Genomic DNA, 21348 nt, shown 5'->3' on the forward strand with positions numbered 1-21348 from the left:
CGCCCCATGACGTACCACCATTCATTTCAGCTGATCGTGCGCGGCACAGTGCTGGCGCTGAGCGTGGCTTTGGCAGGGTGCTCGCTGGCACCCACGTACGAGCGGCCGACCGCACCGATTCCCAGCGCATGGGAGGGTGACGTTACCGATGGCCCGTCGCGTCCTCTCGCGGAGGCGCCATTGGACTGGCAGCGGTTCATCGTGAGCGATCGGCTGCGCGATATCGTTGCGCTCGCGTTGGCGCATAACCGCAATCTTCGGCAAGCCGTGAGCAATATGGAGGCGGCGAGGGCGCAGTACGGCGTGCAGCGGGCCGACCGTCTTCCCGCGATCGGACTGGCCGGGTCGATGACGCGCCAGCGCACGCCTGCGGATGTGTCACCAGCGGGCACGCAAGTCACTGGCAATGTATTCCAGGCCAATGTGGCGGCAAGCGCGTTCGAATTGGATCTGTTCGGACGCGTGCGCAATCTTTCCGAAGCGGCCTTCGAGGAGTATCTCGCCACGGCACACGGGGTGCGCAATGTGCAACTCAACCTGATCTATGACGTGGCCAATGCCTATCTTATGCAGAGCAGTGCGCAGCAACGCAACGCCCTCACATTGCGCACGCTTGCGGCGCGCGAGGAATCGCTGCAACTATTCACGTTGCGTGAGCGATCCGGCACAGCGTCGGCGCTTGACTATCAGGAGGCAGTTGGGCTGGTTGAGCAAGCCCGCGCCGAGCAGGAGCGAACGGCACGAGAAGTTGCGCAAGCGCGCAATGCGCTCACGCTGTTGACGGGTATGCAGCCTGGGGCAGCCGTCGACCTCACGGATGATGTGGGTCCGTTATTCGCCGACGTGGATGCCGGGCTGCCGTCGTCATTGCTGGAGTGGCGTCCGGACGTACTCGCGGCCGAGAGCCGGCTTCGCGGCCGCAACGCCAGCATTGGCGCGGCGCGCGCAGCCTTCTTTCCGAACATCTCGTTGACGGGTGCGTTTGGCTCATCCAGCACCGAACTCTCGAATCTGTTCAGCAGCGGTTCGGGCGCATGGCAGTTCATGCCGCAGATCAGTCTGCCGATATTCTCCGGCGGCAGAAATGTGGCGGGCCTGGACCTCGCGACGGCGCGCCGCGACGAGGCCGTGGCGGCATATGAAGGCACTGTGCAGAACGCGTTTACCGAGGTCGCCGATGCGCTTGCTGCACGCCGCACGCTGGCGAAGGAAGTTCAGGCGCGGGCAGCGCTGGCGGCGTCCACGGCAGAGACGCTGCGCCTGTCGAAAATCCGGTACGAAGCCGGCATCGACGGGCAATTGCAGTATCTGGATGCGCAGCGCCGCAGCTTCGCGGATCAGCTTTCGTTGATCGAGGTGCGCACGCAGGAGCGGCTTGCCGTGGCCAATCTTTACAAGTCGATCGGTGGTGGCGGTGGCAGTGAGGGCGATCTTTCTGCGGCAGCCAGCCCGCCGGGCTGAAAGCGGGAATCGGCGCGCATCATTCGACGCGGGTGTTTCATCAGCGCGTCTCATCGCTTCTAGAGGATGATGAAACATCCAGTTGGCATGTTGCTACATCGACGTCGCCGCCAGCATGTCATGAGGATAAGGATTCAAGAACTCCCGCGTGCGCGCCGCGCCGCACGTCAACCAGTCGTTATAGCTTCCTTCAGGCAGGATCACGACCATGCGCTTTTCTTTTCCGGCCTGGTGATAGTCGCGAAAGAGCTGGTGATCGTCAGCGTTGATTGTGAGCATGGTGTAGCTCTCGACGATTTCGCCTTCCGGCGATCGCCAGCGGTCCCAGAGACCGGCGACCCCAATCGGTTTTCCGTCGGCCCGCGTGAACTTGGTGGGCACCGCTTTGCCCGAGCGCCAGTCGGGTTCAAAGATTGCCTCCGCCGGGATGATGCAATGCTGACCGCGACGCCATGCGTTGCCGAAAGTGAACGACGTGGCTGCCGTTTCCGATCGCGCATTGAACGTCGAAAGTTTCGTATTCGGCGTTCTGGTGAGTGCCGAGATCAGTCCCCACCTGCCGGTTGCCGCCTCAACATCGGGTACCGCTTCGTCTCCAGCGTCATGCTCAGGCGGGCGTCTTACGAAAACGCCTTCGTATTTGGGCCACATGTCTTCCTTGAACGCGCCTGTGGCGAGCCTTGCACCAAAGCTGCGTTCGAACAATTCGCGTTCTTTCAGGGCGAGGTAGTGACTGCACATTGCGCGGCTCCACATGCCATCGGACGAGTTTATTCTGCGGTATGTTTTAGCGTCCGTGGTGCAGTAGGCAACGTGGGCGAACGATTATCCATTCGTGCAAGTCTATCAACCTGAAGCCGAATGGACGGCACCTGCCGCACTTATGAGGTATCTCAGTAGGAGCGAAGACGTGAAAGTTTTGATGGCATTGGGTACAGCATTCGCATTTGCGTGGTCGACGCCAGCACACGCGCAGGATTACAACTACGTGCCAGGGTGGTCAAACACGACCAATCACCAATATCGAGGAAGCAGCGGGAAGGGGGAATGGGTGGCCAAAAACGAGCTTTTTGCCAAGCTGGGCGCCCAGGGCAGTGAGGCGAAATGCGCACTCAAGAACATCTCCGAGGCGGATGGCAATGTGATCACAAACCAGTACCGCAGCGAATCCCGCAAGTCGGGCGAAGGCACGGCGCTCAAGAACGCCCAACGCAAGGTCGCGGCGCATTTCAAAGCTTTGAAAGCTAAGGGTCGATGCTGAGGTGCGAGCTCGCAACCCCTGTGGCCTGTGCCCGCAGCCATTCCATCACAGCACGCGCGCTGATCGATAACGCGCGCTCACTGCTGAACGCCACGTGATACGTGTGCCCGGCGATGCTCGGGCCGAAGGGTTGATGGAGCCGGCCAGCCGCCAACTCATCGGCGATCAGCGCCTGGCTTACCAAGGCAATCCCTTCCCCTGCGACTGCAGCCTGTATGGCATGTCCTTCATCTGAAAACCGCAAGACGCCCGCGGGAGATTGCTCGACCCGCTGGGCTTCGGCGAACCAACGCGTCCAGGTGGGATTATCCCGATGGTGCCGTCGCCAGTCGAAGTAGATAAGCGGCCAACGAGCGAGATCTTCGAGCGCGCGTATGCCAAGCCGTGGGTTGGCGACGGGGGCGAAGCGGTCGGTGAATAAGGGTTCCACAATCAGACCTGGATAGGGACCCCGGCCATAGCGAATCGCGATATCGACAGCTGTTGAGCGCAGGTCGGCCATGTCGTCGGACGCCTGGATCTGCAGATCGATGCTCGCCAGATCGCGGCGGAAGGCGCCCATCCTTGGCAAGAGCCATTTCGCCGTGAACGCATTGGTTGCGGAGATCACCACCTGTGGCCTGCGACGCGATTCGGTCAGCCGGTCCAGCGCCACCTGAAAGTCGTCGAAGCCATTTCTAAGCACGGGGTAAAGGCGCGCACCTGCTTCCGTCAGGGTGACGCGCCGAACCTGCCGACTGAAGAGCGGCGCGTCTACGTGCTGCTCCAGACCGCGAATCTGGTGGCTGATGGCCGTTGGCGTGACGGCGAGTTCCTCCGCCGCAGCCTTGAAGCTGCCAAGACGCGCCGCAGCCTCGAAGGCGCGAAGCGCTGAAAGCGGTAGAGATCGTCGATTCATGCGTGCTCGAATGCAGTCGGCAGAATGCTGTTATGAATGAGAATAACTTATTTATCAGATGATAAATGATCCTTTGTCGCGCTCCGATCGCAGATTTACGCTGCAGTTGTCCCCCAAGCCTGGTGGACCCATAGATGAGAGAAACTAATCATGATCGAACGCATTGTGACCACACCGGACCCCTACGAGCCCTTTCTGCTGTCGCAGGGGATCAAAGTAAATGGCTGGCTGTTCATATCGGGGCAGGCCGGTGCCGGTGAAGACGGCAAAATCGTGCAGGGTGGTTTTATGGCACAAGGGCGGCAGGCATTTGCAAATCTGCGCCGCGCGCTCGAGGCCGGTGGCGCCAGTTTGACGGATGTGGTCAAGGTCACCATTTTCGTCACCGATATGGGCAACTTCGACGATGTCGTGAGCTTGCGTCGCGAGTTCTTTTCTGCGCCGTACCCCGCCGATACCATTGCCGAAATCAAGGCCCTTTACACGCCTGAAGCCATGATTGAAATCGAAGCAATCGCCTTCCCGCCAAATGCCGAGGGCCGTTGAGATGGCCGTGTCGAGTCTTTACCAGCCGATCGCGATCGGTACGCTGCAGTTGGCGAACCGTTTGGCTGTAGCACCGATGACGCGAGTGAGCGCGACGGCCGATGGGCGAGCTACCGCCGAGATGGTGGACTACTACGGCGACTTTGCCGCCGGCGGATTCGGCTTGATCATCACCGAGGGTGTGTACACCGACAAGGCGTACGCGCAAGGCTATCTTTTCCAACCCGGTCTCACCGACGACGGCCAGGTGGAGGCATGGCGAGCGGTCGTGGATCGCGTACACGCAAACGGTGGCCGCATCATCGCCCAACTCATGCACGCCGGTGCCATCTCGCAAGGTAATCCCCATCGGCCAAACGCCAAGGGTCCGTCGGCGATGCGGCCGAAGGGCGCACAGATGAGTTTTTATCGCGGGGACGGGGCCTACCGGGTGCCCGACGCGCTATCGCTGACGGAAGTGAGCGATGTATTGGCGGGGTTTGCTCGCTCGGCGGTGCGTGCGAAGGAGGCTGGATTCGATGGCGTGGAGATTCATGGCGCAAACGGCTACCTTCTCGACCAGTTCATGACCGACTACACCAATCAACGAGGCGATCGCTACGGCGGCTCGTTAGCGCATCGTCTGCGCCTCGGTGTCGAGACGATTCAGGCCGTACGCCAAGCTGTTGGCCCCAACTTCACGGTGGGCTACCGGGTATCGCAAGCCAAGGTAAACGATTTCACCCACAAGTGGGCGGGCGGCACGTTGGACGCGGCGGAGATTTTCGAAACGCTTTCGGCCGCACCCATCGATTACCTGCACACGACTGAGTTCGAAGCCTGGCAGCCGGCTTTCGGCCAAGGGCAGAGTCTCGCCGCGCTGGCCAAGAAACATGGAACGGTGCCCGTGATCGCCAATGGCTCATTGCATGTGCCTTTGGAGAGCGTCGGCATGATTGAACGTGGCGAAGCGGACTTGATTTCGCTGGGCAGGGGAGCACTCATTCATGCCGACTGGGCCCGTCGCCTGCGCAATGGCGATGACCTTGGCGTCTTCGATCGCGCGCTGCTCTCACCCCTTGCCGACCTGGCCAATGCGCGACGGCTGCGCGAGGGCTGAGATGCCGAGCGCCGCATTACCCCATCATTTGCCACCCGTGACGTCGAGAAACGTACCCGTTACGAAGGAGGCCTCGCTGCTCGCGAGCCACAGGATGGCGCGCGCCACCTCTTCAGGTTGGCCGCCTCGTCCCATGGGGATCGAATCTTTCACGCGGTCGACGCGTCCCGGTTCGCCACCGCTGGCATGCATCTCCGTATAGATATGTCCAGGACGCACGCAGTTCACGCGTATGTTCTCCCGGGCGACTTCCTTGGCAAATCCGGTCGTGAACGTTTCCAGCGCACCCTTTGACGCTGCGTAGTCGATGTATTCGTTGGGGCTGCCCAACCGCGCTGCCGCCGATGAAATGTTGACGATGACGCCACCGTGCCCCCCATGACGCGGCGACATGCGCTTGGCCGCATGCTGGGCGCAGAGCATCGGCCCGATGGCGTTTACCGCGAAGATTCGTGACATGCGTGCGCAATCGATATCTTCGAATCGCGACTGCGGCGCGATGATGGCGGCGTTGTTGACCAGCACGTCGACCTGGCCCAACGCCCGGTCGACAGCCTCAAAAAATCGTGCGAGTTGTTCGGGCGCTGCGTTATCCGCTTGCACCGCCAATGCGCGACGGCCAAGTGCTCGGACGTCCGCCGCTACGGCGTCGGCTGCGGCTGCATTGGAGACGAAGCTGATCGCAACATCGTAGCCTTGCGCGGCCGCAAGGCGCGCGGTGGCGGCGCCAACCCCGCGGCTGCCCCCGGTGATCACGATGACGCGAGATGGCGATGTATCCACCGATGTGTTTTGCATAAAAGCTCCCGAGGCGAAACGCCTGAACATGGAAAAAAATATCGCACTCACAACCCCAGGCAGAATGCCCCGATTGCCACGACCAGGCAGGCGATGCTGCGTCTGACCGTTAATGCCTCACCCAGAAACAGGCGGCCGATCAGCACGGCAAAGACCACACTCGTTTCGCGCAGGGCAGACACGGCACCCATGGCACCAGATTGCAGGGCCCAGATCACGATGCCGTAGGCGAGAAGCGACACCACACCGCCGATCAGCGATATGCCGATGCTGCGCGGTGCCCTGCGCACAGGCGTCCACAGCGCACCGACGCCGCTTTTGGCAATGAACAACACCGGCATCACCCAATAGCACAAGAACATCCAGGCCGTGTAGGCGATTGCATCGCCGTGGGTCAGCCGCACGCCCATGCCGTCAAGGACTGTATAGACCGCGATGGTCACGCCGGTGAGCAGCGCGGCTACCGCGCCGGAAGACGAGAGCTTGCGGCCCTCGAGTGCGATCGCAAGGATGCCGCTTGAGATCATCGCGATGCCCAGCACATGCAATGGACCGATCGTTTCCTGTGCGACAAGCGTTGCACCCAAAGTGACGAACAAGGGCGAGGAGCCGCGCGCGATGGGATACGCCTGTGCAAGATCGTAGGTGCGGTATGAACGGACAAGCGCCAGGTTGTAGAGAATGTGCACGATGCCCGACGCCGCAATGTAGGGCCACGCTGCGGGCGCCGGTGCAGGTGTGAAAAAAATCACCACGGTTGCCACGACGGCAATGGCGATACTCATCCATGCCATCGACAGCGAGCGATCGTTATTTGCGTGCAACATTGCGTTCCAACTGGCATGGAGCAAGGCCGCAACGAGGACCAAACCGCCGGCGTAACTAAGCATTCAATTATCCTGATGGGGCAGGTCGGTAGCGTATCGCTCTTGTGAACGGGCAACAAACCATTTAAATTGCCCGTTCGCATTAGAAAAACTATTTCGAATGAAGCGGACACTTCCCCCTCTAAACGCGCTGCGTGCCTTTGAAGCTGCTGGTCGCTGCGGTAGTTTCAAAGGGGCGGCGGCTGAGCTGCACGTCACCCAGGGCGCGGTGAGCCAACAAGTGCGCATGCTTGAGGAATGGTTGGGTGCCCCGGTTTTCGAGCGGCACAATCGGCGCATCGAACTCACACCTGCCGCGAGGGCGTATCTGGCCCATATCGGCCCAGCCTTCGAGCAGCTTTCCCAGGCAAGCTCGACATACGGTACGAGCCCGGCGCGATCGCGAATGTTGTCCGTCAATGCGCCATCGACGTTCACGCTGCGCTGGCTGGTGCCACGGTTGGAAGCGTTTCGTTCACAGCATGCAGACGTCGAGGTCAGGGTAGAGACATCCAACGCCCCGTTGGAAAGTTTGACCGATCGATTCGACGTCATCATCCGGGGCGGACCGGACACGTACTACGGGTACACGATGCAGTATTTCTTGTCGGAAGAAAGGGTGCCGGTGTGCAGCCCGGCGCTTTTGCAACGACAGCCTTTGCGCATGATCGAGGACATACAGCAGCACACCTTGCTGCACACGTCGAGCCTTCCACGAGTGTGGCCCGACTGGCTTGCGCAAGCGAAAGGCGGCGCACTTGAAGCTGCGGCCACGATCACGTTCGATCACTTTTATCTGACCATTCAAGCCGCCATCGAGGGCATCGGTATTGCCATGGGGCCAACGGCGCTGGTGGCAGACGATCTTGCCGCTGGGCGCCTGGTGGCACCCTTTGCAGAACCGCGGCTACCGTCGCGAAGCTATTTCACTTATGTGCCGGCAGAGCGGCACACGGATGACATTGTGGTGCAGTTTCGCGCTTGGCTGAGCAGCGAAGCCGCAGGGTCTAATCTTGCGTTCAATGAATCACATGGGGGCGGCACCACGTCGGAGATGGGCCGATGATGCTGCAACGCATATCGACCCACTCGCGCAGCGCTTTCTAATTCGACACCGCCCGATTGCGATAATCGGTGGGCACATACGTAAAGCCGGTGCTTTCCTTGCGGATGTGACCTATCCCAGGAAAAGGCAGATGCGCGCCGGCAATCATGTGACGGTCGTGAGCCAATCGCGCAAATTGGGTTTCGCGTTGCGATCTGGCTGCGGGCTGTTCGACGTCGTAGACGATTGTGATCTCAGGCCGAGCCATCTGTACAGATTGGACGTGCAGGACATCGCCGATGAATTCCAGGCTCTGGCCTTTACTTGAGAGCACGAAGAAGGCATGCCCAGGCGTGTGCCCTGGCGTCGGCACTGCTTTAACGCCGGGCATAACTTCAGTGACCGATGAAAAGCCTTTTACTCTGCCCGCTTTGACGTAGGGCTGCATGCTTTTCGTCGCTTGTTCAAAATAGGCTTTGTCGTATCCGTCCACGCCTTTCTGGTTTGCCGCAGCGAGGAAGAAATCAACATCTTGCTGGCCAACATGGATGGTGGCATTGCGAAAGACCATGCCGCCCTGCGCATCGACGAGTCCACCGCTGTGGTCGGTGTGGATGTGGGTCAGCAGTACATCGGTGATGTGCTCGGGGCCATAACCGGCAGAACGCAAGCTCGCCAAGAGTTTCCCGCCCGCTCCGGGACCAAAAAAGGCGCCCGCGCCGGTGTCCACGAGCGCGACGCGGCCATCCCCTTCGATGAGGTATGCGTTAATGGAAGCCTCGACCGGATTAGCCATAAAGGCCCTGTGCAATATCGTATCTATCTCGGCGGGAGACACGCCTTTGAGAAGGCTGTGTAGGTCTTGCGGCACCGTTCCATCGGATAAGGCGACCACGCGCACATCGCCAACCTCAAACCGGTAAAAAGCGCTTTGCTCTTGATGCTGCGCGGACTTGGCAAGTGGCGTACGGTGAACACTTTCATGCGCGGTGGCACTGCTCGGCAGCGACGCGCCCAATGCGAACGCAACGAGCGAAACAGCGGCCAGTCTGGAAGACAAATGACTCAGCGTTGCCGCTGATGAGTGGTTTGAGGCGTGGAATAGGTTCACGAGGTGTCTCCGGTTTTGAAGCGATCGGGCTTGCACCAGCAGATGCGTTTCACAGCACGCCGCTGAATTGTTTTCTGGCAATGACTCACCAGATTGAAAAGGGCGCTTTTGGCCTATCTGGAGAGGTACTTTTAGCCTTTCGCCAGCAACGCAGCGCTGACGGGACATTCCTTGCATGCTGTTTCGTCACAGAGCCGGCAGACGGCATAGCAATGATCTTCGCCACGTACGAGTGTGGACAGCATCTTCTCAACCAGAACGCCAAACGTGGCGCGTTCTTTTGCATTCAGGGCACTGAGTGCACGACCGACGCTTTCGCCCCGTGCGGCGCGGATCTTTGAACAGGCGCTTTCGCCTGCTTGCGTCAAGCTGAGTGCCACGGCTCGCCGATCCCGCTCGGACGTCTGCCGCATGACCAGCCCATCCTCCGCCAATCTGTCGACCAGCCGCACCGTGCCGGGATGGGACAGGGGCAAGCCCCGACGAAGTTGATCGATCGACATGCCGGGTTCGTGACGCAAAAGAGAAATTGCGGCCGCCGCCGGCCCGGCCTCGGGTGCCTCCGTTTGCGCCTCGGCGAGCAGGTCATCTGCCACCGCCAAGGCGAGGGCCCCAAATATGTTCACAAGCTTTTCATCATTCATTTTCAAATTATATGCGCGAATCATAGATTCTTGTGTAGTATGTGCGTCACGCATACATTTTGGAGAAGACCATGTTGAATACTTTCATCAATCCTGCCCCTTCCGCAGTCTGGCCGAACCATGTGGTCAAGGCGGGTCGCGCCGTCATGCTTGCGGGCGTCGTGCTGCCGCTTGCTCTGATCGGAATCCTGAAGTTCACGCAGATCGAGATCGAGGCATTGAAGCCTCTCATTACTGGCACGCCCTGGCTGGCATGGTTGTATGGGGTGTTTGGCGAGGCTGGAACGTCCTATCTTCTTGGCGTCGTTGAGCTCATTACCGCTGCGCTATTTATTGCTTCACCTTGGTCACCGCGCGCGGGGATCGCTGCGGGTGTCCTGGGCAGCGCGACGTTTGCAACGACCGTCTCGACGATGCTCGCGCTCACTGTGTGGGAGCTCCCTTTGGGCGGCTTCCCATGGCTCAACGTGCTTGGGACGTTTCTGATCAAGGATGTTGCCTTGCTCGGCATCAGCCTTTATCTGATGGGCGACTGCGCCATGCGACTTGCGGGGCAAGGCGTGAGGTAATGGCGGTCAGGCGATTGCCGTAACGACCCCGAGCACCAGGTGCATAGCGGAATGATTGCTTGCGCCTAGCTGCGACCGCGTGGTGTCAACGCGCTGCGCGCGCGTGCCTGCAACATCGGTCATGGATCAAGATCTGCTGTCTGTGCCGTCAGGGATGGAGCGTGAAACTTTCCTTGCCTGGCGAATCGCGCGCGCCTTGGCGATGGCGGTGACTTCATCCATGTTCCGCGAACCCCACTCACACACCGGTACCATGGCGCGGCCGAGATCAAGCCCGAATGCAGTGGTTTCATACTCCACATGAGGCGGCACGGTTTTGAAGTCGATCCGCAGCAGAAGCCCATCAGCCACCATCTCCTTAAGTTGCTGACTGAGCATCTTCTCGCTTACGTCTCCAACATTCCGCTGCAGCTCGCCGAAGCGCATGCGCTGACGGCTCAGATAAAACAGAATGACGAGTTTCCACTTTCCACCGACCAGATCAACGACGGCTTCCATCCCGCAGCGAAACGGACGCTCTCTCATCTTCCATCTCCGATTGAGCACTTACCAAATAGTGCGTACTGGTGTTTATTCAATCGCACTTTTATCATCTTTTGCATCGGCAACGTAGCCGCGCGCAAGAGGTGGCGGATGCCAAACGAAGTTATCGGAGCAGGCAATGCGCCTCGGGCTTTTGCGCGTAACGCTTCACCCGCCGGCCATCTCTCTCGATAGGAATTGCCATGCCGACCGATATTCTGTTCCAACCGATCAAGCTCGGTGAAATCGAACTTCCCAACCGCATCGCCATGGCGTCGATGTCCCGCGCACGTACTGAGAATTCGGCCCTGATTCCGATCGCGCTGCAAGCTGAATATTATCGGCAGCGCGCCTCGGCCGGCTTGATCCTGACCGAAGGCACGTGGCCGAGCCGGGAAGCGATCGGTGCGATCAATGCACCCGGACTCTTCACCGATGCGCAGGCGGAGGGTTGGAAAGGTGTGACGGATGCCGTCCATGAGGCTGGTGGCCGAATCGTGGTGCAACTGGGGCATTGCGGTGCCGTCTCCCACCCTGCGTTGCTGAATGGTGCACTGCCGCTTGCCCCATCGGCAGTCAGCGTGAATCAACAGGTGTTTACGCCCGGCGGTTTTGAAACCTCACCTGTGCCGGCGGCCATGACGCGATCGGATATTTCCCGAACGATTGACGACTATGCCAAGGCGACGCGATTGGCGCAGAAGGCAGGGTTTGACGGCGTGGAGTTGCACGGCACAGTGGGCTATCTGATCCCCGAATTTCTGAACGATCGATTCAATCTTCGGGAAGACGACTACGGCGGGAGTATCGAGAACCGATGCCGGTTTCCGTTGGAAATCTTGCAGGCGATGATTTCAGAATGGCGGCCGGGCCGTATTGGCATCAAGCTCAGTCCCGCTTTGTCGATGGGTGATCTTCAGCCCACGGCGCAGACGCTTCCAACGTACGAGTATCTCGTCGCGCAGGTATCGACACTGAAGCTCGCGTACATGCAATTTCAGAACGGTGCCACCGATCTCAGCGGCACGCCGGTTGAACGCTTGAAGGATGGCACCGCCGCGTACTTCCGTAAGTTCTACGACGGACGCATCATCGCGAATGGCGGTCTGACGAAAGCTACCGCCGAGGCGTTGGTGCACGCAGGGGGAGCGGACGTCGTGGCGTTCGGTGCGCCGTACCTCTCCAACCCGGATCTCGTCGAGCGATTCGAGCGGGATGTCTCGCTAGCGCCGGTGCCACCGCGAGACACTTGGTATGCGGGCGGTGCCCGCGGATATATCGACTATCCCCGCGCTGCCGTATAGCGCTGTTCGAACATACCCCCTACCAGTATCTGTGTATACTCCCGGCTAGTATCTGGTCGGACTGCCTTTGCCTCGAGGGAGATGCCGCCGGCCAACGTCACCGCTCTCGATCTAAGGAATTTCACATGAAGTCACGTGCCGCAGTCGCTTTCGCGCCCGGTAAGCCGCTGGAAATCGTCGAAATCGACGTGGCGCCGCCCCGCGCCGGCGAAGTGCTCATCAGGATCACCGATACGGGCGTGTGCCACACCGATGCCTTTACCCTGTCGGGTGACGATCCCGAAGGCTTGTTTCCGGTCGTGCTGGGCCATGAGGGTGCCGGCATCGTCGTGGAGGTGGGCGCTGGCGTGACCAGCCTGAAGGCCGGCGATCATGTGATCCCCCTCTATACCGCCGAGTGCGGCGAGTGCCTGTTCTGCAAGTCAGGCAAGACCAATCTGTGTGTGGCCGTACGCGCCACGCAGGGTAAGGGCGTGATGCCCGATGGCACCACGCGCTTTTCCTATAACGGCGAGCCGCTTTATCACTACATGGGCTGCTCGACCTTCAGCGAGTACACGGTCGTGGCCGAAGTGTCGTTGGCCAAGATCAACCCACAAGCCAATCATGAGCACGTCTGCCTGCTTGGATGCGGCGTGACCACCGGCATCGGCGCGGTACACAACACGGCCAAAGTGCAGCCTGGCGATTCGGTGGCCGTGTTTGGCCTGGGCGGTATCGGACTCGCCGTGATCCAGGGCGCACGCCAGGCCAAAGCCGGCCGCGTCATTGCCATCGATACGAACCCGGCCAAGTTCGATCTCGCGCGCACCTTCGGCGCGACGGACTGCATCAACCCCAAGGATTTCGATAAGCCGATCCAGGAAGTCATCGTCGAGATGACGGGCTGGGGCGTGGATCACTCGTTTGAGTGCATCGGCAACGTGAACGTGATGCGGTCGGCCCTCGAATGCGCGCATCGGGGCTGGGGACAATCCATCGTGATCGGCGTGGCTGGCGCAGGTCAAGAGATCTCGACGCGGCCTTTCCAACTGGTAACGGGCCGCACCTGGAAAGGATCGGCGTTCGGCGGCGTCAAGGGCCGCTCGCAGTTGCCGGGAATGGTTGAGGACGCGATGAAAGGCGACATCGAACTCGCGCCTTTCGTCACGCACACGATGCCGTTGGAACAGATCAACAGCGCCTTCGAACTGATGCACAATGGCGAGTCGATCCGCTCGGTCATCAAGTATTGATCGTGCATAGGCCCTGACTGGAGACACGATGCCCTCTACCCCCGCTGAAAAGAAACGCGTGTTGGCACGGGTACGACGGGTGCGCGGCCAGCTCGACGCACTCGCTGTTGCACTGGAAAAAGGGGCGGAGTGCGGGCCCGTGTTGCAGCAGATCGCGGCAATTCGGGGCGCCGTCAATGGCTTGATGGCCGGCGTGCTGGAGAGCCATCTGCGCGAGGAGTTCACCACGCTGGCCAACACCACGCCCGAACAAACCGCATCGATCGACGAGGTGGTATCGCTCGTGCGCACCTACCTGCGGTAGTGCACCGGCAGGTCCGTCAGGATCAGGCGCGCAGCGCATCGAGCACCAACGAAAACGCAGGTGAAGGCTGGCGTCGGCTGGGGTAGTAGAGGTAGTAGCCCTCGAAAGGTACGCACCAGTCTTCGAGTATCCGAACGAGGCGGCCTTCATCGATATGGGGGGCGAATTCTTCTTCTGGAAGAAAGGCGATTCCCAGCCCCTCCAGCGCCGCCAACACGATGTGCGGCGTACTGTTGACGGTAACCTGCCCCTCTACCCGAACATTCACCTGCTTTCCTTTGCGTTCGAACTCCCACACGTACAACCCGCCGTGCGTGGGAAAGCGCAGGTTGATGCAACTGTGCTTCGTCAGGTCTTCCGGTCGCTTCGGCTTGGCACGATCGGCGAGGTAGCCTGGCGTGGCCACCGCGGCCATGCGTAGCCTGGCGCCGATCGGGACGGCCATCTCGGCGCTGGCCGGCACCATGGATCGCAAGAAGCTGCTGTTGGCGCTGACCGTGCTCATGGGCATCTCGGGCGCCATCGTGGCGATGGCCCCAAACTACATCGCCTATATGGTCGGCCGTGCGCTCATCGGTGTGGTGATCGGCGGTTTCTGGTCGATGTCCGCCGCGATGGCCATTCGGCTGGTACCCCCCGATCAGGTGCCCAAGGCCTTGGCGATCTTCAACGGCGGCAACGCCTTGGCCACGGTGATCGCCGCGCCGCTGGGAAGCTATCTGGGGGCCATCGTGGGCTGGCGGGGGGCTTTCTTCGCGCTCGTGCCCGTGGCGCTGGTTGCACTGGCCTGGCAGTGGATCGCGTTGCCAGCGATGAAAACGAACACACGCGCAGCAGGCGCGGGCAATGTATTCAGCGTATTCAAGCGCCGCGCGGTGGCTTATGGCATGGCCGGGTGCGGCGCCTTCTTCATGGGTCAATTCGCGCTGTTCACCTATCTCCGCCCATTTCTGGAAACCGTGACGCACGTCAGCGTTTCCACGCTGTCGTTGCTGCTGCTGGTGATCGGTGTGGCGGGGTTTGTCGGCACCGTGGCCATCGGATCGATGCTGAAGCGGAGCCTTTATGGGCCGCTCATCGGCATTCCGGTCGTCATGTCGTTGATTGCTCTGGCGTTGATTCCGCTCGGCGGCGAGGTGCTTCCCGTGGCCGTGCTGCTGGGGCTGTGGGGATTGATGGCAACGGCAACGCCCGTGGGCTGGTGGACCTGGATCGCTCAGGCCATGCCGCACGATGCCGAGGCTGGCGGAGGCATGATGGTGGCCGTGGTTCAACTCGCCATCGCTCTGGGTTCCACCGTGGGCGGTGTGCTGTTCGACACCAGCGGCTACCAAAGCACGTTCATCGCGAGTGCGGCGGTACTGTTGGCCGGTGCCTTCCTGACCTTCCGGGCGTCGCGCGCGCACACGAATGCCTTGCCGGAAGGCTTGCGTTAAGCTAACGGCATGACCCCTCAAGCGCTCGTGCATCATCTCGCTTTGCAACCCCATCCTGAAGGCGGGTTCTATCGTGAAACCTACCGATCGCCGGAAACGGTCACTTGCGCCGACGGCGTGAGCCGTTCGGCCAGCACGGCCATTTATTATTTGCTGTGCGACGGTGCGTGGTCCACTTGGCATCGAATTCGATCGGACGAAACCTGGCATTTCCATGCGGGCACAGCACTGGAGGTGCATGAACTCCTGCCCGATGGTGAGCTGCGTACGCATCGCCTTGGCGCGGACCCGCATCAAACGGTGTTCCAGGCAACGGTGCAGGCAGGTCACTGGTTTGCTGCCGAAGTGGCGGATCCCGCGTCATTCGCCTTGGTGGGATGCACCGTGGCGCCCGGGTTCGAGTTCAGCGAGTTTGAACTGGCGGATACCGATCTGCTGCTGCAAGATTTTCCCGCGCATGAGGCCCTGATCAAACGCCTGGCCAGAGTCTGATGGGCGATCCTTCTACACCCCACATGGGGTAAGCCGATAAGTTTGCCAATGCGAGTAAGGTAAGAAACGTGGGCGTTGCTTGCCTGTTCTTTTGCCCGTGCCTTCAGTTGGAGCCCGTTCATGATGACGATCGTTCATTCCACCCTCAAAGCCGTCGCCGTTCTGGTCGCGTGTACGTCGATCGCCGCCTGCGCGGATCGTCCGTCGCGGCAGGAAGCCGAACTGGATTACCGAAGCGACTCATCTGCAACGGCGCAGGGCGCGCGCAGCACTGGTGATCCTTCGGACCAACGGTTGACCATACAGTCCGGGTCGGGTGCAAAGTTGAATCTCCCGTGGTTTATTCGGGATACGCAGGATTTGATCAACAGCAATTGACCACGTGCGAAAAGATCAATTTTCGTCTTCTGGCGTCGCAGTTACGCCCAGCCGCCACAGACGCAAGGCGATGTGAACCTCCAATGCCCGATGCGTTTCATTCCAGTCTATCCCGATCAGTGTGCTCACAGTGTTCAGCCGCTGGCGCATCGTGTTTACATGGATGCCCAACTGCATGGCGGTGACTGAAGCGTTCTGCCGGTTGTCGAAAAACGCGAGCAAGGTGAGTGCCAGTGCCGTGCCACGCTTTCGGTCGTGATCGACGACGGCGCCGATCGTCGTCGCCAGGAACTGGGTCAGGCTCGCACCATTCTCCGACTCGAACAAAACGGAATACACCGCCATCTCGCTTTGCGCAACAATGCGGCCGCGCATGCCCAATCGACCCACGACCAGAAGCGCTCGTCGCAGTGCGGCGTAACGTGCCGGAAGCGCTGTGGCGCTGTCGACCGGGCGAGAGCGTACGCCGCAGAAATCCGTCGCAGCGTTGCGGCGCAGGTGTGTTTCCAACGCGGCGCTGAGCCCCTGGACATGCGTGGCGTTGCAAACGAAAGTCAGCACACCATCCACCTCGTCCAGCACCATCCCCGGCACCGATAGTTCCGCTCGCAGCCGGCCTGCGAAAAAGCGCGGTTCGACGTGCGGAACGTCGACCAGCATGAGCACCATTGGACGTGTGATATCGAGGCCGAAGCGCTCGGCCCGGTCACGTGCCAAAGTCGGCTCACCCAGCCGCGGCGAGACGAGCGTCTGCAGCAGGTCCGACATCGCACGGCTTCTGCTGGCTTCCATTCGCTCCTGGGAAAGCAGCACGATGCCGATGATGCTGCTGCTGCGTTCGAATGTGCGCACGAAGCTATCCCGCATGTCTTCTTTTCGAAACAGCAGGACTGCGCCGAGTGCGCCATCGCCGCCGATGACGGCGATGGCGCGACACAATTCCCCGCCGGCTTCGTAGGCAATCGTCGATCTGCCCGCGCGGCGGCTTTCGCTCAGGGCTCGCGTCAAGGCAGCACTATGCGATCCATAAGGTTGGTATTGACCCGCCGCATGACCCTCGTATTCAGGCGCATCCGCGCGAGCGATGATCTGATGCGTTTCGTCCAGCACGAGCAGGCTGCCTTGCAGCAGCTGCGCGATGGATTGGCATAGTTCGCTCAATGAGGCGCCGCGCGCCAGTAGCGAGGTCAGACGTTCGTGGGCTTCAGCCGCAGCTTGGACGTCGCGCGTATGACGTTCGAGTTCAGCGCGGGCCTCGTCAGCGCGATCGACGGCAGATTGGGCATAGGAAAAGGCCTTTGCGTTGTTGATGGCGACGGCGGCATGTGTGGCCAGCGTGCACAGGATTGAAACGTTCAGCGCGGTGTGCGTGCGATGGTAGCGATCGGCAACGAAGAGCAAGCCGATCACGTCGTTGTTCCAGATCAGCGGGGCGCCGACCAGGGCTGCGATGCCCTCGTCGCGGAAAATGTCGTCCAGATTGGCATCGTGCGCGAACCGATTGTCGTGCAGATAGTCCGGCGTGGAGAAGGGCATTCGCGTCGTCATCACGATGCCGGCCACACCGAGGTTGCGCTTTGCCGTCATTTTTCCTGTTCGCGTGGCAATGGCGCCGTCGGCCACGACGACCTTGAACTCTCCGAGGTCGGCATCGAAGATCGTGAGCCAGCATAGATTCGCGCGCAACAGGTCGCGCGCACGGGTGACGATGGCTTGCAGCAGCTCGGGCAAATCCAGCCGCGCCGAGAGATCCTGTGCGGATTCGATCACCGCCAGCATGCCGCGTTCACGTTGCTCATGCTGATCGAGTTGGTTGCGCAGCCCCATTGCCATGCGCGCGAGTTCGATCAACCCCGGCTTGCGCGTCATCCGGTCGGGAAGTGCCTGGAGGTCGGCAAGGCAATTGGAGAAGGCGGCGCTCGGGGCATTGCTGCTGAGCAACGCCAGCAGATCGGCGGCAACCGACTCCGGCTGCGGCGGCTGGCCAACGCGGGAGTCGGCCTCGGTGTGGCGGGGATCGGCCGGAGCGGACGGCGTCATCGATGAGGGCCTTGAAACGAGCACAGCACGGGATGAAGGAGACCTGTAAGCAGGGTGAGTGTGCAAATCCCATATTAAATCGAAATGATCGGTGTGCGATGTGCACGTAGGTTCGCCTGTGACGTTGCCCGAGACTATCGCTACAGGATCACGGAGGCGGTGGGTGAATATGCGAGTTTTGGATTTGTTGCGCCCCGTGCGGGGGCTCCGGGTGCTGGTCAGCGCAGGGGCGTCCGGTATCGGTGCGACCGTCGCCGCGGCGTTTTGTGAAGCCGGTGCGCGCGTGCACGTCTGCGACATCGACCGGACAGGTCTGGCGCGGTTATCAGCCGAATTTCCAGAAATTACGACGAGCGTGGCAGATGCCTCGGTCGCGCGTGACGTCGATACGGTGTTCGACGATGTGAAGAGCACATTGGGCGGTTTGGATGTGCTGGTCAACAACGTCGGCATCGCGGGGCCCACCGGACCAGTGGAAGACATTGGCCGGGTCGATTGGGAGCGCACCGTCGCGGTCAATCTGAACAGTCATTTCTATTTCGCCACGCGTGCGGTGCCGCTGCTGAAAGCGTCAAGCCAGGAGCCTTGCCTCATTGCCATCAGTTCGGTCGCCGGCAGGCTGGGTTATCCGCTGCGCACGCCGTACGCGTCAACCAAGTGGGCAATCGTCGGCATGATGAAGTCCCTGGCCATCGAGTTGGGCCCGCAAGGCGTGCGGGTCAATGCGATTCTGCCAGGCACGGTCGAGGGCGAGCGGATGAACCGCGTCATCGGTGCGCGCGCGGCGGCGGCGGGTGTGTCGGAGACGACCATGCGCGAGGAGTACTTGGGCAAGATTTCGCTGCGGCGAATGGTTACCACCGAAGACATCGCTGCCATGGCATTGTTTTTGTGCTCGCCGGCGGCGCGCAACATCACAGGCCAGGCCATCAGCGTGGATGGAAATATGGAATACCTCTGAGGCAATCGCCGATTGCCCCGGACAGTATCGGGGAGACTCACGTTCCCCCGGCTGGACGATCTCAATATCTCACTAGAAGAAGACGAGGAGACAACATGAAAAAGAATCGACTGACGTTTGCCATCACGGCGACCGCTGCCGCTACCGCTACCTTGGCTGCGGGTGTTGCCATTGCGGCCCCGGTCAAGATCGGTTTGGTGGAAACGCTTTCCGGCCCGCAAGCATCGACCGGGCAGGCCTACCGCGCAGCAGTGCGTTACACCATCGACCAGATCAATGCCGCGGGCGGTTGGAACGGCGAGCCCGTGCAACTCCTCGAATACGACAATCAGGGCGGTCCGTCTGGCGCTGCGGACAAATTGAAGGCCGCAGCCGCCGATGGCGTGAGTATTGTCGTGCAGGGTGCCTCATCGGCCATCGGTGGGCAGATTACGGAAGACGTGCGCAAGTACAACATCCGCAATCCGGGCAAGGAAATGGTCTACATCAACATGGGCGCCGAAGCGCTGGAGCTGACTGGCGACAAGTGCAGTTTTTATCATTTCCGGTTCGCCGGCAATGCGCAGATCCGCACCAAGGCGCTGGTTGAAGGGATGAAGAAAGCCAATGCCCTGGGGACCAAGGTATATGCCATCAACCAGAACTATTCCTGGGGGCAGGACATGGAACAGGCGACGGTGGATTTCCAGAAGGAGGGCGGCTACACGGTCGTTGAGAAGACGCTTCACGACGTGAACAAGGTTCAGGATTTCGCGCCGTATGTGGCCAAGATTGCGGCCTCAGGTGCCGACACGGTCATCACAGGCAATTGGTCCAACGACCTGCTGCTGCTCATGAAAGCGTCCAGGTCGGCGGGCTTGAAGGTTCGCTATGGCACGGTCTATCTGGACCAACCCGGCAACATCGCAAACGCCGGCGATCTGGCGCTGGGCAACTTCGTGGCTCACACTTTCAACGCCGAGGCGAATGGCGCCGAGGGGATGCAGTTCGTCGATGACTACAAGGCCAAGACTGGCCGCGTACCGGTTTTCGTCGAACCCCAAACGGTGTTCGGCATGAAGATGGTGATGGCGGCGCTCAAACGCACGCCGGCAAACAACGGCGCACTGAATGTGAACGAATTCGTGAAGGTGCTGGAAACCACACGTATTCCAACGCCCATGGGCGAGATGAGCATGCGCGAGGCCGATCATCAAGCGCAACTTCCGATCGTGGTGTCGACCGTGTCGCGTGACGCAACGATCAAGGTGGATGGCACCGATATGGGCTTCAAGCCGACGCTTCTGCTGACGGCGGAAGAGGCGTCCACGCCGGTGCAAGCCACTTGCAAGATGAAGCGGCCGAGCTGACGGCACCGCCATCTCCGATGCCATGCGAATTCGGGAATTGCCGACGGCAATTTCCCCCAACTGCGACGACTGCTGCCCGGACGCTATGGAACAATTCATTTTCTCTTTACTGAACGGCGTCATCTATGGATTGCTGCTGTTCATGGTCTCCGCCGGTCTTACCCTGATCTTCGGCATGATGGGCGTGCTGAACTTCGCTCATGCGTCGTTCTACATGCTCGGCGCTTACTTCGCCTATACCCTCCAGGGCGAACTCGGGTTCTGGCCCGCGGTGATGCTTTCGCCTGTGCTGGTGGGATTGGTGGGCGTGGTGGTCGAGCGCTACTTTCTTCGGCGGGTACACCGTCATGGCCATGCTCATGAGCTGCTGCTCACGTTCGGGCTGTCGTTCATCATCGCCGAGTCGATCAAGCTGTTTTATGGCAACTATCCGGTCGACTATCGCGTGCCGTCATCGCTGGACTTTTCCGCGTTCAGCATCGGCGGCACGCAATACGCCGCCTATCGGCTCATCATGGGCGGGATCGCGATCGCGATGTTCATCGCGATTTATCTGGTGCTCACCCGCACCCGCGTCGGCATCGTGGTGCGGTCGGCCATCCATCGGCCCAGCATGGCGGAAGCCCTGGGGCATAACGTGCCGCTGGTTTTCATGGGTGTCTTCGGCGCGGGTGCGGCGTTGGCCGGTCTGGCCGGTGCGATTGCCGGGGCGTTCTACACCACCAATCCGAACATGGCGTTGGAACTGGGCGTGATGGTTTTCGTCGTGGTTGTCGTCGGAGGACTTGGCTCGCTGTCGGGCGCGATGCTGGCATCGCTGCTGATCGGTGTCATCACCTCGCTTGCGGTGAGCGTGGATCGCAGCCTGGCCGATCTATTGGCGCTGTTCGGTGCCGGGGAGTGGGCGCGTGAGGTGGGCGGCATGATGACCCTCAAGATCAGCAGCTTGTCGGCCACGCTGCCGTTTGCGCTGATGTTGCTGGTGCTGCTGGTGCGGCCCAGCGGGTTGATGGGCGAGAAGGAGTGATG

General features: G+C 60.7%; 22 protein-coding genes and 2 pseudogenes. 15 read left to right on the forward strand and 9 right to left on the reverse strand.

Annotation, left to right across the window (positions count from 1 at the left end; translation table 11 throughout):
- Positions 1-6: 6 nt before the first annotated feature.
- Positions 7-1461, forward strand: coding sequence for an efflux transporter outer membrane subunit (locus tag EYW45_RS10170; protein ID WP_161135228.1), 1455 nt, complete (start codon positions 7-9; stop codon positions 1459-1461).
- Between the two features lie 93 nt (positions 1462-1554).
- Here EYW45_RS10170 and EYW45_RS10175 read toward each other — a convergent pair whose 3' ends face one another.
- On the reverse strand, positions 1555-2202 hold the full coding sequence (locus EYW45_RS10175) for an SOS response-associated peptidase (RefSeq protein WP_161135229.1): 648 nt from the start codon (positions 2200-2202) through the stop codon (positions 1555-1557).
- Between the two features lie 169 nt (positions 2203-2371).
- Between EYW45_RS10175 and EYW45_RS10180 the strand changes: the two genes are divergently transcribed.
- Positions 2372-2722, forward strand: a complete 351-nt coding sequence (locus EYW45_RS10180; RefSeq protein ID WP_161135230.1) for a hypothetical protein — start codon at positions 2372-2374, stop codon at positions 2720-2722.
- Here the strand turns inward: EYW45_RS10180 and EYW45_RS10185 are convergent.
- The gene (locus EYW45_RS10185; RefSeq protein WP_161135231.1) at positions 2706-3620 is read right to left on the reverse strand and encodes a LysR substrate-binding domain-containing protein; all 915 of its coding nucleotides are present in this window, start codon (positions 3618-3620) and stop codon (positions 2706-2708) included. The two genes, EYW45_RS10180 and EYW45_RS10185, sit on opposite strands and share 17 nt — an antisense overlap.
- 150 nt (positions 3621-3770) lie before the next feature.
- Between EYW45_RS10185 and EYW45_RS10190 the strand changes: the two genes are divergently transcribed.
- Together EYW45_RS10190 and EYW45_RS10195 are read left to right on the forward strand one after the other, a co-directional pair.
- Positions 3771-4166 carry a RidA family protein gene (locus tag EYW45_RS10190; protein WP_161135232.1) on the forward strand — a complete coding sequence of 132 codons (396 nt, stop codon included), beginning with the start codon at positions 3771-3773 and terminating at the stop codon, positions 4164-4166.
- Position 4167: 1 nt separating this feature from the next.
- Positions 4168-5265 (forward strand): oxidoreductase, encoded by a 1098-nt coding sequence (locus tag EYW45_RS10195; RefSeq protein ID WP_202444648.1) that lies wholly within the window; start codon positions 4168-4170, stop codon positions 5263-5265.
- A gap of 24 nt (positions 5266-5289) precedes the next feature.
- Here EYW45_RS10195 and EYW45_RS10200 read toward each other — a convergent pair whose 3' ends face one another.
- On the reverse strand, positions 5290-6063 hold the full coding sequence (locus EYW45_RS10200) for an SDR family oxidoreductase (protein WP_161135234.1): 774 nt from the start codon (positions 6061-6063) through the stop codon (positions 5290-5292).
- Positions 6064-6110: 47 nt separating this feature from the next.
- Entirely contained in the window at positions 6111-6953 is an 843-nt protein-coding gene (locus tag EYW45_RS10205) for a DMT family transporter (protein ID WP_161135235.1), read from the reverse strand.
- Positions 6954-7050: 97 nt separating this feature from the next.
- Here EYW45_RS10205 and gcvA point away from each other — a divergent pair, with 97 nt between their 5' ends.
- Positions 7051-7995, forward strand: a complete 945-nt coding sequence (gene gcvA / locus EYW45_RS10210; protein WP_161135236.1) for a transcriptional regulator GcvA — start codon at positions 7051-7053, stop codon at positions 7993-7995.
- Positions 7996-8032: 37 nt separating this feature from the next.
- Here gcvA and EYW45_RS10215 read toward each other — a convergent pair whose 3' ends face one another.
- Both EYW45_RS10215 and EYW45_RS10220 read right to left on the reverse strand, forming a co-directional pair.
- Positions 8033-9085, reverse strand: a complete 1053-nt coding sequence (locus tag EYW45_RS10215) for an MBL fold metallo-hydrolase (protein ID WP_328703612.1) — start codon at positions 9083-9085, stop codon at positions 8033-8035.
- A gap of 131 nt (positions 9086-9216) precedes the next feature.
- Entirely contained in the window at positions 9217-9783 is a 567-nt protein-coding gene (locus tag EYW45_RS10220) for a MarR family winged helix-turn-helix transcriptional regulator (protein ID WP_161135237.1), read from the reverse strand.
- 17 nt (positions 9784-9800) lie between these two features.
- Between EYW45_RS10220 and EYW45_RS10225 the strand changes: the two genes are divergently transcribed.
- The gene (locus tag EYW45_RS10225) at positions 9801-10298 is read left to right on the forward strand and encodes a DUF417 family protein (protein WP_161135238.1); all 498 of its coding nucleotides are present in this window, start codon (positions 9801-9803) and stop codon (positions 10296-10298) included.
- A gap of 126 nt (positions 10299-10424) precedes the next feature.
- Here the strand turns inward: EYW45_RS10225 and EYW45_RS10230 are convergent, their stop codons facing one another.
- Positions 10425-10823 carry a winged helix-turn-helix transcriptional regulator gene (locus EYW45_RS10230; protein WP_161135239.1) on the reverse strand — a complete coding sequence of 133 codons (399 nt, stop codon included), beginning with the start codon at positions 10821-10823 and terminating at the stop codon, positions 10425-10427.
- A 200-nt stretch (positions 10824-11023) separates the two neighbouring features.
- Here EYW45_RS10230 and EYW45_RS10235 point away from each other — a divergent pair, with 200 nt between their 5' ends.
- The 3 genes from EYW45_RS10235 (at position 11024) to frmR (ending at position 13663) form a co-directional block, all read left to right on the forward strand.
- Complete coding sequence (locus tag EYW45_RS10235; protein WP_161135240.1) at positions 11024-12124, forward strand: alkene reductase; 1101 nt, start codon at positions 11024-11026, stop codon at positions 12122-12124.
- Positions 12125-12249: 125 nt separating this feature from the next.
- A complete protein-coding gene (locus EYW45_RS10240; protein WP_161135241.1) occupies positions 12250-13359 on the forward strand; it encodes an S-(hydroxymethyl)glutathione dehydrogenase/class III alcohol dehydrogenase in 1110 nt (369 codons plus the stop codon).
- Positions 13360-13387: 28 nt separating this feature from the next.
- Positions 13388-13663, forward strand: a complete 276-nt coding sequence (frmR, locus tag EYW45_RS10245; RefSeq protein WP_161135242.1) for a formaldehyde-responsive transcriptional repressor FrmR — start codon at positions 13388-13390, stop codon at positions 13661-13663.
- 22 nt (positions 13664-13685) lie between these two features.
- On the opposite strand, the pseudogene EYW45_RS10250 reads toward frmR, so the two are convergent.
- Positions 13686-14108 (reverse strand): annotated as a pseudogene (locus tag EYW45_RS10250) (LysR substrate-binding domain-containing protein); the annotation flags it as partial.
- Here EYW45_RS10250 and EYW45_RS10255 point away from each other — a divergent pair.
- The 3 genes and pseudogenes from EYW45_RS10255 to EYW45_RS10265 form a co-directional block, all read left to right on the forward strand.
- Positions 14104-15099: pseudogene (locus tag EYW45_RS10255) on the forward strand (MFS transporter); the annotation flags it as partial. The pseudogenes EYW45_RS10250 and EYW45_RS10255 sit on opposite strands and share 5 nt — an antisense overlap.
- Positions 15100-15108: 9 nt before the next feature.
- Positions 15109-15591: a cupin domain-containing protein gene (locus EYW45_RS10260; protein ID WP_161135245.1), complete on the forward strand. Its 483-nt coding sequence runs from the start codon at positions 15109-15111 to the stop codon at positions 15589-15591.
- 123 nt (positions 15592-15714) lie between these two features.
- Entirely contained in the window at positions 15715-15969 is a 255-nt protein-coding gene (locus EYW45_RS10265) for a hypothetical protein (RefSeq protein ID WP_161135430.1), read from the forward strand.
- A 15-nt stretch (positions 15970-15984) separates the two neighbouring features.
- Here the strand turns inward: EYW45_RS10265 and EYW45_RS10270 are convergent, their stop codons facing one another.
- A complete protein-coding gene (locus tag EYW45_RS10270) occupies positions 15985-18009 on the reverse strand; it encodes a helix-turn-helix domain-containing protein (protein ID WP_161135246.1) in 2025 nt (674 codons plus the stop codon).
- A 169-nt stretch (positions 18010-18178) separates the two neighbouring features.
- Between EYW45_RS10270 and EYW45_RS10275 the strand changes: the two genes are divergently transcribed.
- The 3 genes from EYW45_RS10275 (at position 18179) to EYW45_RS10285 (ending at position 21346) form a co-directional block, all read left to right on the forward strand.
- Positions 18179-18970, forward strand: coding sequence for an SDR family oxidoreductase (locus EYW45_RS10275; RefSeq protein ID WP_161135431.1), 792 nt, complete (start codon positions 18179-18181; stop codon positions 18968-18970).
- 95 nt (positions 18971-19065) lie between these two features.
- Entirely contained in the window at positions 19066-20319 is a 1254-nt protein-coding gene (locus EYW45_RS10280; RefSeq protein WP_161135247.1) for a branched-chain amino acid ABC transporter substrate-binding protein, read from the forward strand.
- An 85-nt stretch (positions 20320-20404) separates the two neighbouring features.
- A complete protein-coding gene (locus EYW45_RS10285) occupies positions 20405-21346 on the forward strand; it encodes a branched-chain amino acid ABC transporter permease (protein ID WP_161135248.1) in 942 nt (313 codons plus the stop codon).
- The last annotated feature ends 2 nt before the right edge of the window (positions 21347-21348 follow it).

The sequence above is a fragment of the Schauerella aestuarii genome (assembly GCF_009866805.1).
In the GTDB taxonomy this organism is placed as follows: Bacteria; Pseudomonadota; Gammaproteobacteria; order Burkholderiales; family Burkholderiaceae_B; genus Schauerella; species Schauerella aestuarii.

Coding starts and splice junctions, on each gene's coding strand:
- EYW45_RS10170 (WP_161135228.1), top strand. CDS start 7: ATGACGTACCACCATTCATTTCAGCTGATCGTGCGCGGCACAGTGCTG.
- EYW45_RS10175 (WP_161135229.1), bottom strand. CDS start 2,202: ATGTGCAGTCACTACCTCGCCCTGAAAGAACGCGAATTGTTCGAACGC.
- EYW45_RS10185 (WP_161135231.1), bottom strand. CDS start 3,620: ATGAATCGACGATCTCTACCGCTTTCAGCGCTTCGCGCCTTCGAGGCT.
- EYW45_RS10190 (WP_161135232.1), top strand. CDS start 3,771: ATGATCGAACGCATTGTGACCACACCGGACCCCTACGAGCCCTTTCTG.
- EYW45_RS10195 (WP_202444648.1), top strand. CDS start 4,168: ATGGCCGTGTCGAGTCTTTACCAGCCGATCGCGATCGGTACGCTGCAG.
- EYW45_RS10200 (WP_161135234.1), bottom strand. CDS start 6,063: ATGCAAAACACATCGGTGGATACATCGCCATCTCGCGTCATCGTGATC.
- EYW45_RS10205 (WP_161135235.1), bottom strand. CDS start 6,953: ATGCTTAGTTACGCCGGCGGTTTGGTCCTCGTTGCGGCCTTGCTCCAT.
- gcvA (WP_161135236.1), top strand. CDS start 7,051: ATGAAGCGGACACTTCCCCCTCTAAACGCGCTGCGTGCCTTTGAAGCT.
- EYW45_RS10220 (WP_161135237.1), bottom strand. CDS start 9,783: ATGCGTGACGCACATACTACACAAGAATCTATGATTCGCGCATATAAT.
- EYW45_RS10225 (WP_161135238.1), top strand. CDS start 9,801: ATGTTGAATACTTTCATCAATCCTGCCCCTTCCGCAGTCTGGCCGAAC.
- EYW45_RS10230 (WP_161135239.1), bottom strand. CDS start 10,823: ATGAGAGAGCGTCCGTTTCGCTGCGGGATGGAAGCCGTCGTTGATCTG.
- EYW45_RS10235 (WP_161135240.1), top strand. CDS start 11,024: ATGCCGACCGATATTCTGTTCCAACCGATCAAGCTCGGTGAAATCGAA.
- EYW45_RS10240 (WP_161135241.1), top strand. CDS start 12,250: ATGAAGTCACGTGCCGCAGTCGCTTTCGCGCCCGGTAAGCCGCTGGAA.
- frmR (WP_161135242.1), top strand. CDS start 13,388: ATGCCCTCTACCCCCGCTGAAAAGAAACGCGTGTTGGCACGGGTACGA.
- EYW45_RS10260 (WP_161135245.1), top strand. CDS start 15,109: ATGACCCCTCAAGCGCTCGTGCATCATCTCGCTTTGCAACCCCATCCT.
- EYW45_RS10265 (WP_161135430.1), top strand. CDS start 15,715: ATGACGATCGTTCATTCCACCCTCAAAGCCGTCGCCGTTCTGGTCGCG.
- EYW45_RS10270 (WP_161135246.1), bottom strand. CDS start 18,009: ATGACGCCGTCCGCTCCGGCCGATCCCCGCCACACCGAGGCCGACTCC.
- EYW45_RS10275 (WP_161135431.1), top strand. CDS start 18,179: ATGCGAGTTTTGGATTTGTTGCGCCCCGTGCGGGGGCTCCGGGTGCTG.
- EYW45_RS10280 (WP_161135247.1), top strand. CDS start 19,066: ATGAAAAAGAATCGACTGACGTTTGCCATCACGGCGACCGCTGCCGCT.
- EYW45_RS10285 (WP_161135248.1), top strand. CDS start 20,405: ATGGAACAATTCATTTTCTCTTTACTGAACGGCGTCATCTATGGATTG.